Below are 14,311 nucleotides of genomic sequence, written 5' to 3' on the forward strand. Positions count from 1 at the left end.
AGCGCCTTTTTTGTTTTCCGATGAAGTTGGGGCTTTGCCCCCTTGGCGCAAGCGCCAATTCCCCCAGAGTATTTTTAGCTAGAGAAAATAGCGAAATATTACTCGTTCGTTTCAATAATCATCAATTCGCGTTCTGACGCGTGTCTGGCGTGCTCCAGCGCTGCTTGATAGGTATCCGAGTGATAGCAGCGTTCGGCCGTTTCTACATCGGGGAAGCGGGCGACTACATTGCGAGGGCGCTCTTTTCCTTCGAGTTGAACAAAGCGTCCCCCGCGGGCTATGAACGTGCCATCGTGTTCAGCAATAGCTGTTGTCGCGAGGGCTGCATATTTTTTATACGCCTCCTCGTCTGTGACTGTGACATGTGCGATCCAGAGTGCGCCCATTCGGGTTATCCTTTCAAAACAGTTTCGGCAGCGGCAATCGCCGCCTGTGCGTTTTCAGCTGAGTCACCGCCGCCCTGTGCCATATCGGGACGCCCGCCGCCGCCTTTGCCGCCCAATTCTGCAACGGCGGCACGCAGGATGTCCACAGCCGAGAGAGATGCCTTGAGATCATCTGTTACGCCTGCTGCGACCGCCGCTTTTCCACCGGTATCGGCAATCAGCAAGACAGCACCCGAACCGATGCGTGTTTTATGTTCGTCTACCAATGCTGGGAGGTCCTTGCCGGTCACCCCTGTAAGCACCTGAGCATGGAAAGCGATGCCATTGATGGTCTTTGCCTCGGCTGCTGCGCCTGCCCCTCCGGACATAGCGAGTTCACGGCGCAGCTGTGCTACCTCATTTGCAAGGCTGCGGCGTTCGTCCATGAGTGCGCGCACCCGTTCTGGAACAGAGGCTGCCGGGGCTTTCAGCTCTGACGCGGTTTGGGTTAGAAGGCTATCCTGTGCGCGCAAATGTGCCATCGCCGCCTCACCAGTGAGCGCTTCGATCCGACGAACACCTGCGCTGCTGGCGCTGTCACCGAGCAGTACAAATGCACCGATGTCGCCGGTGCGGGCCACATGAGTACCGCCGCAAAGTTCGAGCGAATATGTCGCGCCATTTGTACCTTTGCCGGAGCCCTCCTGCATGCCCATGGAAACCACACGGACTTCGTCACCGTATTTTTCACCAAAGAGCGCTTGGGCACCCAGAGCGCGGGCGTCATCGGGTGTCATGATACGGGTTTCGACCGCGGAGTTCTGCCGGATGTAGCTATTTACTTCGGTCTCCACCGCCGCAAGATCAGCTATGCTGATTGCCTCGTTATGGCTGAAGTCAAAACGCAGCCGGTCCGCTGCATTCAGCGAGCCACGCTGTGCCACATGATCGCCAAGCGCGTGGCGGAGGGCTTCGTGCAGCAGGTGCGTCGCCGAGTGATTGGCGCGGATGGCACTGCGGCGGGCATGATCTACCTTGAGCACAGCCGATTGCCCGTTAGACAGATTGCCGGTTTCCACGGTGGCAATGTGAATGAAGACATCAGCGGCCTTGCGGGTGTCCGTAACGCGAGCAGTGCCTGTTTCGGTTGTGATCAAGCCGGTGTCGCCCAACTGACCACCGCTTTCGCCGTAGAATGGCGTTTGGTTCAGGGCGATTTGCACTTCTTCTCCGGTCTGGGCCGCATCAACCAATTTGCCACCCTGTACCAGCGCACCGATTTTGCCTTCGGCTGTTTCGGTTTCATAGCCAAGGAAATCTGTGACACCGACCTTATCGGCCACGTCAAACCAGACGGTCGCATCCGCCGCCTCGCCCGAACCGGCCCATGCCGCACGCGCCTTGGCTTTTTGGGCAGCCATAGCCGCATCGAAACCCTCGATGTCAACGGCGCGGCCTTTTTCGCGCAGGGCGTCTTGTGTGAGGTCCAGTGGGAAACCGTAGGTATCGTAGAGTTTGAACGCCGCCTCGCCAGAAAGGTTCGCCCCTTCGGTCAGCCCTCCCAATTCGTCATCGAGCAGCTTTAATCCACGATCGAGCGTTTGCCGGAAACGGGTTTCTTCCTGCAGCAAGGTTTGCTGGATCATGGTTTGGGCCTGACCCAATTCAGGATAGGCCTGCCCCATCTGCGCCACCAACGCAGGGACCAAGCGGTGCATCAGCGGATCCTTGGCCCCCAGCAAATGCGCATGGCGCATGGCGCGACGCATAATCCGGCGTAAAACATAGCCGCGGCCATCGTTGCTAGGCATTACGCCATCGGCCATCAGGAATGAGGTCGAGCGCAAATGGTCGGCAATCACACGGTGGTGCGTCTTGCCTGGGCCATCCGGGTCACTGCTGGTCGCATTGGCCGAAGCCTCGATCAGGTTGCGCATCAAATCGGTGCTGTAGTTGTCATTTGTCCCTTGCAGCAGGGCCGCAACGCGCTCAATCCCCATACCGGTGTCGATGGATTTATTCGGCAGATCACGGCGCGTGCCATCCTCGAACTGCTCGTATTGCATGAAAACGAGGTTCCAGATTTCGACAAACCGGTCGCCGTCTTCCTCGGGCGAGCCGGGAGGGCCACCCCAGATGTGATCACCGTGGTCATAGAAGATTTCTGTACATGGGCCACATGGGCCTGTGGGACCAGCTGACCAAAAGTTATCATCCGTGGCAATCCGGATGATGCGATCATCGCTCAGGCCTGCATGTTTCTTCCAGATCGCGACCGCCTCATCATCGGTGTGATAGACCGTCACCAACAGTTTTGACGGATCAATGCCCATCACTTTAGTCAATAGATCCCAAGCCAGCGGAATGGCGTCTTCCTTGAAGTAATCGCCAAAGCTGAAATTGCCCAACATCTCAAAGAAAGTATGGTGCCGCGCCGTGTAGCCGACATTGTCCAGATCGTTATGCTTGCCGCCCGCGCGTACGCATTTTTGTGCCGTGGTGGCGCGGCTATAATCCCGCGTCTCGACGCCGGTGAACAGGTTCTTGAATTGAACCATACCGGCCGCGGTGAACATCAGCGTGGGGTCGTTGCGTGGCACAAGCGGGCTTGAGGCCACGATCGCGTGCCCGTTGTCCCCGAAATAATTCAGAAAAGTCGATCGGATTTCGTTGAGCGTCTGCATGATGTCCGTCCTTTGGGCACGCGGGAAAGGTCTGTTTGAAATAGCGTTGCGGCGGTGGGCTGTCCACAGGTAGACAAGCAAAAAAGGGTGCCAGCCTTGCAGCTTGCACCCTTTTAAAAATTTAGCGGGACAAAGGCCGGTATTATTCGTCCAGAATATCCGCATCATCCGAGCCGTCAAAGTCCAGGCCGTGCGCTGCGCGGATCTTGTCCTCGATGTCGATGGCCATGGCTTCATGTTCGCGCAGATAGTTCTTGGCGTTCTCACGCCCCTGCCCGATCCGTTCATCGCCGTAGGAGAACCAGCTGCCCGATTTATCGACGATGCCGGCTTTTACCCCCATGTCCAACAGCTCACCCATCTTTGAGATGCCTTCGCCGTACATGATGTCGAACTCGACCTGCTTGAACGGCGCAGCCACCTTGTTCTTTACAATTTTGACACGCGTCTGGTTGCCCACAACCTCATCGCGGTCTTTGAGCGAACCGATGCGACGGATGTCCAAACGCACCGAAGAGTAAAACTTGAGCGCGTTGCCGCCTGTTGTTGTCTCGGGGCTGCCGAACATAACGCCGATTTTCATCCGGATTTGGTTGATGAAAATAACCATGCAATGTGACCGCGCGATCGAACCGGTGAGCTTACGCATTGCTTTGCTCATCAGACGCGCCTGCACACCAACAGAGCTATCGCTCATCTCGCCTTCCAGTTCGGACTTGGGCGTAAGCGCAGCAACCGAATCGACCACAACCATATTGACCGCGCCGGACCGCACGAGCGTGTCGGTAATCTCCAACGCTTGCTCACCCGTGTCAGGCTGCGAAATCAGCAGCTCGTCAATATCTACGCCCAACTTTTTAGCGTACTGCGGGTCGAGCGCATGTTCGGCATCCACGAATGCGCAAACACCGCCGGCTTTCTGCTGCTCTGCGATACAATGCAGGGTCAGCGTCGTTTTCCCAGAAGATTCAGGGCCATAGATCTCGATGATCCGACCCATTGGCAACCCGCCAATTCCCAGCGCGATATCAAGCCCCAGCGAGCCCGTGGAGGATGCTGTGATATCTTGCATCGCCCCTTCAGCGCCGAGCTTCATAATAGAGCCCTTACCGAACTGCCGTTCGATTTGTGCCAAAGCGCTATCGAGCGCCTTTTGCTTGTCTGCCGATTTCTTATCCATATTCAAAAGATCTGCCGTTGCCATTTGGGTTCGTCCCTTACTGTCACAGGCACACGGTGGCGGCAATCGCCCCATTCGCCTTCGGGTTTATGTTCCACTAATGTTCTTATGAGCACAAAAGTGGAACACTTCAATCAAATTCTTTCTATTCAAGCTTTGCGCGAGATTGGTTAAGAAGGTGTTGAGGTCTGTCCGAGTTTACCGGATGCTGCTGTAAGGAGAGGCGAATGCTTGTATTTTTCAAAGAGCGGCTGGCATTTCTATCAATGCCAAAGACCGGAACGACAGCCTATCAGACGGCGCTGGCCCCACGGGCCGATCTGGTCATCACCGACCCGCCTTTGCTCAAACATGCGCCTGTTTACCGTTATAATCGCTTTATTCGCCCGATGTTTTTGAATGTATGCGATGCCGAGATGGAGCTGATGGCAGTGATGCGCGAGCCGATCAGCTGGCTGAACAGCTGGTACAGATACCGGCGGCGACCCTTTATGAGCGATAAGCCCAATAATACCCATGGGGTGACCTTCGACGAGTTCGTTTTAGCCTATATGAAAGGCAAACGCCCCGGCTTTGCCGAAGTTGGAAACCAACTGAAATTTCTGGAGCGTCAGCCCAATGGAACGGGAATCACCCATCTTTTCAGCTACGAAGACCAACCCCGCCTCAAAAGCTTTCTCGAAGAACGACTGGATGTGAAGCTTGACCCCGGTCGGGAGAATGTATCGCCTAAAATGGATGCACCTTTGTCACCGGATATCGAAGCGCGGTTCAGGCGCAAGTTCGCAGAGGATTTTGAGCTATATGAAAGCATCCCACGCTAGCCTGCTACCCAAGGTTAATGCAGTTGTTTGTTAACCGTATCGGTTAGATCGCTAAGGGAGAACGGTTTAGGCAGGAAAACCGAATTCGGAATCTTCTTTTGCGCCTCGCCCAGACTATCTTCGGCATAGCCTGAAACAAACACCACCCTGACATCCGGACGGACCTTTAACGCTTCGCGCACCCAGCTTGGCCCGTCCATACCAGGCATAACCACATCCGTCACAAATACGTCGATCTTCAAGGTTTCATCCTGCAAGGTTTCCAACGCGGCTTCGGCACTTTCCGCCTCCAGCACGGTATATCCCCGCAGGCGCAAGGCACGGCTGGCAAAGGCGCGGACCGGTGCCTCATCCTCCACCAAAAGAATAACGCCACCGGCCGGCACTGCTCCCGCAACGGCCACCACTTCGGCTTCTTTTGGTGAGACGTCTTGTACCTGTTGCGGCAATGCGGGGAAGTATAGCGTGAAATCCGTCCCCACGCCTTCGGTACTATCCACAAAGATATAGCCGCCCGATTGTTTGATAATCCCGTAAGCCGTTGAAAGCCCCAAACCGGTGCCCTCTCCGGTTCGTTTGGTGGTAAAGAAGGGCTCGAACACTTTTTGCAGCTTGTCCTGCGCAATCCCCTTACCATCATCACTGACCTTGATGATCACGTAATTCCCTTCCGGCACGGTCACCTGATCGCGGGTAAGCGGCTTGGTCAGGGTTAAATCCTGTGTCACAATCCGGATTTCGCCACCCGATGGCATGGCATCGCGCGCATTCACGACCAGATTCATCAACACCTGTTCAAGCTGGCGCTTGTCCGCCCGAATGGGTTGCAACAAGGGATCATGGCTCAGCGTGAGTGTCACCTTCTCACCGACCAGCCGGTTCAAAAGATGGGTCAAATCCGCAAGAGTATCACGCATATCAAGAGTTTCAGGACGTAGGGTTTGTTTGCGTGAAAAGGCCAGCAATTGCCCGACCAAAGCGGCAGCGCGATTGGCGTTCTGGTTAATCTGGACCAGATCCGCATAATCGCTGTCTCCTTGGTCATGGCGCAATAACAACAGGTCGCAATGCCCTGAAATTGCGGTCAAAAGGTTGTTGAAATCATGAGCAACACCACCGGCAAGCTGGCCAATCGCCTGCATTTTCTGGCTTTGAACGAACTGTGCTTCAAGGGATTTCAATTCTGTGGCGTCGTGTAAAACCGCAACCAGCGCGGGCGCACCGTCTTCTTCGATACGGTTCAGGGTCACTTGAACAAAGGCCTCCCTATCGCCACGGGTCAAGCGCAAGAATTCTGATTTCTGGACCAGACGTCCGGCCAATGTATCCTCTAGCCAATCTGTAATCGAACGGCCCAAACCTTCCATCAACGCCGACAGATGTGCCCCCTCAACCAGCGAAACGCCGATCAATTTCGAAGCGCGGATGTTGAACGCTTGCACTTTTCCATCCGGTGCAATCTTGACCATGGGGATCGGCATATCCTGAAAAACATGCCAATCAGGTGTGAGTTCAGGCGTAGAGGCATCAACGGCAGGCGGTGGCAGCAGATAAATGGCGCGCCGTCCGGCACCAGCATCGGTTTGCGCAATCAAAGCGGGCTGGTTGCCTGCCACTGTTGCGACATCCATCACCGTTCCGGGTACGATCACAGCGTCAGGAAACAGAGTATCAAGCGATTTACCACGCGCGCCGACAAATTGCCGCGCAGCGTGGTTCATCGACAAAATCGCCCCACTCCGCCCCACCATCAACATAGGGAGTATGCGGCTATCAGAGGGCAACGTACCGGCACCTTGCAGGTTCACCGGCTCGATACGCCACGCAAAGCCGCTTGGCCCGATGTCATGCACCGCAAGCAACAGTTGATTGCTATTACTCACGATTTCTTCGCGCGCGGATCCCGTCGCAGCAGCCCGGGATTGCAGCCGGAAAAGGATTGGGCTGACGTGACCCAACCGGTCTTGCACCAACCCGGCAAGCGTTTTGCCCGCAATCGGTCCAAATGTGCGCTCTGCCGCGGCATTTCCATAGGTGATAAGCCCGTCACTTTGCGTGATCAGGCTTGGCGCGCTGTCGTTCAAAACAAAATTACATATGGCGTTTAGGTGTTGGTCCCTAGAAAATCGTTGTCCACTGCGCAAGATTGCCAATACCACAACAACACACAGCAAACTTGCCGCCGATGCAATCGCGGCCTGTCGTTGCAATCCTGTCAGAGATAACCAGGCCGCAGCGCCCAATATCACAGCAATCCCACTCAACAAAACAAGCCGCCCCGGCGCGAGCATTGCAAACCGGTTTGCAACTGTCATTTCCCGAGTCTGTCTTTCTTGCATGCAATCCCTTCCAAAACGCCAAGCGACCGCTAACGCGAATCGTAGACCTACTGTTCGCCTGAAGGGTTAACCGAGCCTTAACCGAGATCCAAAATAACCCATTGCTCACGCATGGATTTAGGCTTCCTGATTATTTACCTTGGGTCAAGTGTGCGATGAAAAACCCGTCGCCCGACGGGCTGACATCATAGGTTTTATGCCATGTGCAGATCCATTCGCCGTGACGTGCCAAAAACGCCTCGACCCGGGCCATATTTTCCTCGTTGAGGATCGAACATGTCGCATAGGCCAATGTGCCCCCCTGCGCGACCAGAGCGTGGGCTGCGTCAAGGATGTCATCCTGCAACTGGCATGTATCGTTCAGCTTTTCCTCAGTCAGGTTCCATTTCGCCTCGGGCGCGCGGCGCCACGATCCGCTGCCCGAACAGGGCGCATCCACTAGAACCAAATCGTAAGGGCCACTGCGCGCCAACTCGCTTGTGGTCAACTGGGTAATCTCTGCCTCGGCACGTGCGGCACGCAGTGGCAGGTCACGCGTGCGGGCAGGATCGCCGTCATGGGCGAAAACGGCGTCCGCCCCCCGCGCGGCCAGCGCCAGCGCTTTGCCACCACCACCTGCGCAGTAATCGAGAACCCTCTTGGCCTCAGGCAACCCATCGACAACAGCCTGACTCGAGGCATCTTGCAGCTCCACGAACCCCTCCAGATAGGCGGGCGCGTTTCGCACACGCCGTGGCCCCTCTACAACTGTCAACGCCGTAGGGCTAAGCGGATTTGCCTCGACCTCGACACCGGCCTCTTTAAGCATGAGGGTCGCCCCAGAAGCATCTGCTTTTGATGTATTTACGCGCAACGTCAATGGTGCGCGCGACTGAAGCGCAAGCGCTGTTTGTTGCGCGCCATCGCCAAGGCTCTCGCTAAACCGTTGGGCCAGCCAGTCAGGCAAGTTCAGCGCTTCGGCCTGGGGGAGTTCACCCTCCGGGCGGGTTTGCTCATATTCGGCCAAAGGCGCAGGCGCATGGCCCTCACCGGTGAAAACCGTGTCGAGGTCAACGCCTTGCGCACGCAATAACCCAATCATCAGGCCCCGCCCCGTCGCGGCACCACCAAACCAGGCGGCTGATCGTTTTTGGCGCAGCACGTCAAAAACATAATCACGGATCGCGGCACGGTCCTTGGAGCCGGCGAACCGGTTCGCACGCCCCCAGCGGGTCAACACCTGCTCGGCTGGCGTGCCGTCACCGATCATGTCAAGAATCTCGATGGCGGCGGCCACCCGTGCTGCCGGTGTCATAGCTTATCCAATTCGGTAGTTGGGGGATTCACGCGTGATCTGAACGTCATGCACGTGGCTTTCCTTCAGCCCCGCACCGGTAATTTTCACAAAGCTGCAGTTCTTGCGCATCTCGTCGACAGTGGCGCAGCCGGTATACCCCATGGCAGCACGTAGGCCGCCAACCATCTGGTGTACCACCGTGGCCGCGCTGCCCTTATAAGCAACCTGCCCTTCGATCCCTTCAGGCACCAGCTTGTCACTGGCCGCATCCTTCTGGAAATAGCGATCCGCCGATCCGCTGGCCATCGCACCAAGGCTCCCCATGCCGCGGTAGCTTTTGAAGCTACGGCCCTGATACAGGATAACTTCGCCCGGGCTTTCGTCCGTACCGGCGATCATTGAGCCAACCATGGCACAGGATGCCCCCGCTGCAATCGCCTTGGCGAAATCACCCGAGAATTTGATCCCGCCATCGGCAATCACAGGTGTATCACCGGCTGCCTTCGCGCAATCCATGATCGCGGTCAGCTGCGGCACACCAACACCGGCAACCATGCGCGTGGTACAGATAGACCCCGGCCCGATGCCGACCTTTACAGCATCCGCGCCTGCGCCAATCAGCGCACGAGTGGCTTCGCCGGTGGCCACGTTACCCGCAACCACTTGCACCTCATTGCTCAGCTTCTTGGCCCGCTCCACCGCGATAGCCACCCCTTCGGAGTGTCCGTGGGCCGTATCAATCACAATCATGTCTACGCCGGCATCCACCAACGCTTCAGAGCGCTCAAAGCCCGCATCACCGGTCGTCGTCGCTGCCGCGACACGCAACCGGCCCAGCTCATCCTTACATGCAGTAGGGTTCAGCACGGCCTGCTCGGTATCCTTGAGCGTGAGCAGCCCGGTAAGCTTGCCCTTCCCGTCCGTCACCAACAGTTTTTCGATCCGGCGGGCCTTCATCAGGCTAATTGCCTCGTCACGGTCTGCCGGCTCGTTCAAGATGGCAAGGTTGTCGCTGCTCATCATCAGATGCACAGGGGTGTCATCCGCATGCGCGAACCGCATATCGCGGTTCGTCACAATCCCGACAACGCGACCGGTCTCGTCGACCACGGGAAAGCCGGTCACGTTATAACGCGCCTGCAAAGCCTTCGCGTCGGCCAGCGTTTGATTGGCCGTCAATGTGATCGGATTATAAACGATACCGCTCTCGAAACGCTTGACCCGACGGATCTCGCGCGCCTGCTCCTCGATATCCAGATTGCGGTGCACAACGCCCATGCCGCCAGCCTGAGCCATGGCAATAGCCATACGGCCTTCGGTCACGGTATCCATCGCCGAACTCAGCAAAGGAATATTAAGCGCAATGGTTTGCGTCACATGTGTGCGTGTATCTGCGGTGGACGGAAGCACCGAAGATGCGGCCGGAACCAGCAACACATCATCGAACGTCAGGGCCTCACGAATCTCCATAACAACCTCCAAGGGTAATGGCATCATTTGGCGGTTTCATATCTCACGGATCTACAAGATTGAAAAGACCCGATGACACCATCACTTGCTTTCGCCCTGCCTTTCGCCAAAGCTGCGCAGAATGAAGGAGATAAAAATGGCGAAACACGGCTATGACAGCGGCAGGCTTGACCTCCCATTTGTGGGGATCGCAACATTTGGCAAACGGCCCTTTGAAGTAGACTGGAACAAGCTTGACGCGGATGTGGCCATCCTTGGTGCGCCCTTTGACGCAGGCACACAATACCGCAGCGGTGCCCGCTTCGGCCCGCGCGCAATTCGCGAAGCCTCCACCCTGTTCAGCTTCGGCCACGCCGGTGCCTATGATCACGAAGATGACGCAACCTACCTGCCCGGCGATGTAAACATCGTGGATATGGGAGACGCCGATATCATTCACACCGATACCGAAGCCAGCCATAAAAACATCGAAACAGGCGTGCGCGCCGCCCTTGCCGCCGCGGCCCTGCCTGTGGTCATTGGCGGTGATCACTCGGTCAATATCCCCTGCATTCGTGCCTTTGACGCTCAGGGCGATTTCCACATCCTGCAAATCGACGCACATCTCGACTTTGTCGACGAACGCCACGGCGTGCGTCACGGCCACGGCAACCCAATGCGCCGCGCGGCCGAGCATGACTATGTGACCGGCCTCACCCAGGTCGGCATCCGAAATGTCAGCTCCACCGCCAAAGAAGGCTACGCTGACGCCCGCGCCATGGGCTCTGACATCATCAGCGTGCGCCAAGCGCGCAAAATGGGCACAGGCGGCGTGCTCGCCCATATCCCGCCTGACGCAAGGGTCTATGTGACACTCGACATCGACGCCTTCTGCCCATCCATCGCACCAGGCACAGGGACCCCCTCCCATGGCGGCTTTCTCTATTATGAGGTGCTCGAACTTTTGCAAGCTGTCGCAGAACGCCACGAAGTCATCGGCATGGATCTGGTTGAAGTCGCTCCTGACTATGACCCCTCCGGCTCAACCCAAATCCTCGCGGCGCAAATCCTGCTCAATTTCCTCGGCTTCATCTTCCATGCCCGCCGCCAAAGCTGACGCCTATTTTCTCTAGCCTGAAATACTCCGGGGGAATTGGCCCGCAGGGCCAAGGGGGCAGCGCCCCCATCTGCGACAAATGACGCAAGCACACCGAATTATGACGCCCCAAGCCTTCCCCTTCGCGCAAGCAAAGCTATTGTGCAGCCAAACACCTGTCTGGAAGTCAAAAATATGAGCGACAATCCCCTTGTTATCTTTACCCCCTCAGGCAAACGCGGGCGGTTTCCGGTGGGCACATCGGTCCTGACGGCTGCTCGTCAACTAGGGGTTGATCTCGATTCCGTTTGTGGCGGGCGGGGCATCTGTTCCAAATGCCAGATCACGCCGGGCTACGGCGAATTTTCCAAACACGGGGTTACCGTGGCACCGGACGCATTATCAGAATGGAACAAGGTCGAAGCGCACTATGATGAAAAACGCGGGCTCAAGAAAGGCCGCCGTTTGGGCTGTCAAGCGACAGTGCTCAAGGATGTGATCATCGACGTGCCCGCTGAATCCCAAGTCCACAAACAGGTCGTCCGCAAACGTGCCGAAGTGCGCGACATCACCCTCAATCCCTCGACAAAACTCTACTATATCGACGTTGACGAACCCGATATGCACGACCCCTCCGGTGATCTTGAGCGGCTGCAAAAGGCGCTGTTAGAGCAATGGCAGCTGGATGAGGTCACGGCGGACCTGCACATCTTGCATGTGATGCAAAAGGTTTTGCGCAAGGGCGATTGGAAAGTTACCGTCGCCGTCCACCTTGGCGATGACGAAAACAAGCCTCGCATCATGCATATCTGGCCGGGCTTTTATGACGGCACGATCTATGGCGTGGCCGTTGACCTTGGCTCGACGACCATTGCCGCGCATCTGTGTGATCTGCAAACCGGCGATGTCGTGGCCTCCTCCGGCGTGATGAACCCACAGATCCGCTTTGGCGAAGATCTGATGAGCCGCGTGAGCTATTCCATGATGAACGAACGCGGTGCCGAGGAAATGACGCTGGCCGTACGTGAAGGCATGTGTTCGCTTTTTACCCAACTCGCATCCGAGGCCGAGATCGACAAGCAGCTCATCGTGGATGCCGTGTTTGTCTGTAATCCGGTCATGCATCACCTCTTCCTTGGCATTGATCCTTTTGAGCTGGGTCAAGCGCCATTTGCGCTGGCCACCTCAAACGCCATGCGCCTGCGCGGCCGCGATCTGGACCTCAACATCCATGAAAGCGCGCGTGTCTATATGCTGCCCTGCATCGCGGGGCATGTGGGTGCGGATGCTGCGGCTGTGGCGCTCTCTGAAAGCCCGCAAACCTCCGAAGACCTCGTTCTGGTTGTCGACGTCGGCACCAACGCGGAAATCCTGCTGGGGAACCGCGAAAAAGTGCTCGCCTGCTCGTCACCCACCGGCCCAGCCTTTGAAGGTGCGCAAATCAGTTCCGGCCAGCGCGCGGCCCCCGGTGCAATTGAGCGGGTCGAGATTGATCCGGTGACCAAACTGCCGCGCTTCAAGGTCATCGGCTCGGACCTGTGGTCCGATGAGGAAGGTTTTGAAGCTGCCATCGCCCAAACCGGTGTCACGGGGATCTGTGGTTCCGGCATCATCGAAATGGTCGCCGAGATGCGCATGAACGGAATTGTTGACGCACCGGGCCTGATTGGCACAGCCGAGCAGACAGGCTCGGCCGCTGTTTTCGCGGATGGACGCACCAACAGCTATCTGGTCTATGATGGCACGGCGCAGGACGGCCCGAAAATCACAGTGACCAACCGCGACATCCGCGAAATCCAAATGGCAAAGGCCGCGCTCTACTCAGGTGCGCGTCTTCTCATGGATAAATTCGGTGTCGACAAGGTAGACCGCGTGGTTCTGGCCGGTGCCTTTGGGGCGCATATCTCGACGAAACATGCCATGGTGATCGGCATGATCCCCGATGCCCCGCTGGACAAGGTTACCTCGGCCGGCAATGCAGCAGGCACAGGCGCACGCATCGCATTGCTCAACCGCGATGCCCGCGCTGAGATTGAAGAAACCGTCAAAGAAATCCACAAGATCGAAACCGCCATTGAGCCGCGTTTTCAAGAGCATTTCGTGAACGCCTCAGCGATGCCCAATGCAGTTGAGCCTTTCCCGATCCTCAATTCCATTGTCACCCTCCCCACACAGACCTTCAACACCGGTGGCGGTGATAGCAGTGGCGGCGGCCGGCGGCGGAGACGTTCATGAGCGGCAATGACGACCAGCGCCGGTTCTGGAGCGATACCGTCGGCCAAATATGGATCGACCAAAGCGCCGCCACAGACGCGCTATTTGCACCGATCCTCAACGGTCTGATTGAGCGCGCCGAATTGGCTGCCGGTCATAGCGTGCTCGACATTGGCTGCGGCGCAGGGGCCAGCACATTTGCCGTGGCCGACATGATCGGTGCCACGGGCCATGTGACTGGAATTGACATATCCGATGTCCTTCTCGGTGCTGCACAGGAACGCGCCGCAGGCTACACCAACGTCGGCCTGCTTATGGCGGATGCCCAGGACAATCATTTTGTGCCGGATTCCGCAGATGTAATCATCTCGCGTTTCGGTGTGATGTTCTTTAGCGATACGGCAGCCGCTTTTGCCAATATCGCATCCGCGCTGCGCAAGGACGGGCGGATATATTTTGCCACATGGGGCGCGGTCGGGCAAAACCCTTTCTTCACGCTGCCTGCACAGGTCGCCCGCGCACAGCTGGGTGAAATGCCGAAACCTGACCCCGACGGTCCCGGCCCGTTCGCCCTGCGTGACCCGGAATTTATAAAAACAATTCTGGATCAGGCCGGCCTTGAAGGTGAAGTCGAGACAGTAGACATCACCCTGCCCTTTGACGGAGATGCCATCAGCCTGGCGGAAAACATGTGCTTTATCGGCCCCGCCCAAACCGCGCTTGCCCATTTCGAAGCCGATGACACCACCCGCGGCCAGCTTAAGGCAGCATTGGCCGAGGCACTTAGCCAATACGCCACGGCAGACGGGCTGGGGATTCCGGCACAGATCAACTATATCACCGCGCGCAAACCCTCTTGACGACTGCGCAGGCTGGGCTTAGGT

10 protein-coding genes are annotated in these 14,311 nt (G+C 57.2%); 4 read left to right on the forward strand and 6 right to left on the reverse strand.

Features of this window, described 5'->3' with window-relative positions:
• Positions 1-98: 98 nt before the first annotated feature.
• The 3 genes from ABJM03_RS12595 to recA form a co-directional block, all read right to left on the reverse strand.
• Positions 99-386 (reverse strand): DUF1330 domain-containing protein, encoded by a 288-nt coding sequence (locus ABJM03_RS12595; RefSeq protein ID WP_348418009.1) that lies wholly within the window; start codon positions 384-386, stop codon positions 99-101.
• 5 nt (positions 387-391) lie between these two features.
• Entirely contained in the window at positions 392-3,049 is a 2,658-nt protein-coding gene (gene alaS, locus ABJM03_RS12600; RefSeq protein WP_348418011.1) for an alanine--tRNA ligase, read from the reverse strand.
• A 142-nt stretch (positions 3,050-3,191) separates the two neighbouring features.
• Positions 3,192-4,253: a recombinase RecA gene (recA, locus tag ABJM03_RS12605; RefSeq protein WP_348418012.1), complete on the reverse strand. Its 1,062-nt coding sequence runs from the start codon at positions 4,251-4,253 to the stop codon at positions 3,192-3,194.
• 203 nt (positions 4,254-4,456) lie between these two features.
• Between recA and ABJM03_RS12610 the strand changes: the two genes are divergently transcribed.
• Positions 4,457-5,053: a gamma-glutamyl kinase gene (locus ABJM03_RS12610; protein ID WP_348418014.1), complete on the forward strand. Its 597-nt coding sequence runs from the start codon at positions 4,457-4,459 to the stop codon at positions 5,051-5,053.
• 14 nt (positions 5,054-5,067) lie between these two features.
• Here ABJM03_RS12610 and ABJM03_RS12615 read toward each other — a convergent pair whose 3' ends face one another.
• The 3 genes from ABJM03_RS12615 to guaB form a co-directional block, all read right to left on the reverse strand.
• The gene (locus ABJM03_RS12615) at positions 5,068-7,368 is read right to left on the reverse strand and encodes an ATP-binding protein (RefSeq protein WP_348418016.1); all 2,301 of its coding nucleotides are present in this window, start codon (positions 7,366-7,368) and stop codon (positions 5,068-5,070) included.
• Between the two features lie 154 nt (positions 7,369-7,522).
• On the reverse strand, positions 7,523-8,686 hold the full coding sequence (locus ABJM03_RS12620) for an RsmB/NOP family class I SAM-dependent RNA methyltransferase (protein ID WP_348418018.1): 1,164 nt from the start codon (positions 8,684-8,686) through the stop codon (positions 7,523-7,525).
• A gap of 3 nt (positions 8,687-8,689) precedes the next feature.
• Positions 8,690-10,138 carry an IMP dehydrogenase gene (gene guaB / locus ABJM03_RS12625; RefSeq protein ID WP_348418020.1) on the reverse strand — a complete coding sequence of 483 codons (1,449 nt, stop codon included), beginning with the start codon at positions 10,136-10,138 and terminating at the stop codon, positions 8,690-8,692.
• Between the two features lie 136 nt (positions 10,139-10,274).
• Between guaB and speB the strand changes: the two genes are divergently transcribed.
• From speB to ABJM03_RS12640, 3 genes are all read left to right on the forward strand, one after another.
• Positions 10,275-11,234: an agmatinase gene (gene speB / locus ABJM03_RS12630; protein ID WP_348418022.1), complete on the forward strand. Its 960-nt coding sequence runs from the start codon at positions 10,275-10,277 to the stop codon at positions 11,232-11,234.
• Between the two features lie 174 nt (positions 11,235-11,408).
• Positions 11,409-13,448: an ASKHA domain-containing protein gene (locus tag ABJM03_RS12635; RefSeq protein ID WP_348418024.1), complete on the forward strand. Its 2,040-nt coding sequence runs from the start codon at positions 11,409-11,411 to the stop codon at positions 13,446-13,448.
• Complete coding sequence (locus tag ABJM03_RS12640) at positions 13,445-14,287, forward strand: methyltransferase domain-containing protein (RefSeq protein WP_348418026.1); 843 nt, start codon at positions 13,445-13,447, stop codon at positions 14,285-14,287. Before ABJM03_RS12635 ends, ABJM03_RS12640 begins: the two co-directional genes overlap by 4 nt.
• Positions 14,288-14,311: the final 24 nt, after the last annotated feature.

Origin of the sequence: Sulfitobacter sp. (assembly GCF_039977885.1) — a bacterium.
Lineage (GTDB): Bacteria > Pseudomonadota > Alphaproteobacteria > Rhodobacterales > Rhodobacteraceae > Sulfitobacter.

Coding starts and splice junctions, on each gene's coding strand:
- ABJM03_RS12595 (WP_348418009.1), bottom strand. CDS start 386: ATGGGCGCACTCTGGATCGCACATGTCACAGTCACAGACGAGGAGGCG.
- alaS (WP_348418011.1), bottom strand. CDS start 3,049: ATGCAGACGCTCAACGAAATCCGATCGACTTTTCTGAATTATTTCGGG.
- recA (WP_348418012.1), bottom strand. CDS start 4,253: ATGGCAACGGCAGATCTTTTGAATATGGATAAGAAATCGGCAGACAAG.
- ABJM03_RS12610 (WP_348418014.1), top strand. CDS start 4,457: ATGCTTGTATTTTTCAAAGAGCGGCTGGCATTTCTATCAATGCCAAAG.
- ABJM03_RS12615 (WP_348418016.1), bottom strand. CDS start 7,368: ATGACAGTTGCAAACCGGTTTGCAATGCTCGCGCCGGGGCGGCTTGTT.
- ABJM03_RS12620 (WP_348418018.1), bottom strand. CDS start 8,686: ATGACACCGGCAGCACGGGTGGCCGCCGCCATCGAGATTCTTGACATG.
- guaB (WP_348418020.1), bottom strand. CDS start 10,138: ATGGAGATTCGTGAGGCCCTGACGTTCGATGATGTGTTGCTGGTTCCG.
- speB (WP_348418022.1), top strand. CDS start 10,275: ATGGCGAAACACGGCTATGACAGCGGCAGGCTTGACCTCCCATTTGTG.
- ABJM03_RS12635 (WP_348418024.1), top strand. CDS start 11,409: ATGAGCGACAATCCCCTTGTTATCTTTACCCCCTCAGGCAAACGCGGG.
- ABJM03_RS12640 (WP_348418026.1), top strand. CDS start 13,445: ATGAGCGGCAATGACGACCAGCGCCGGTTCTGGAGCGATACCGTCGGC.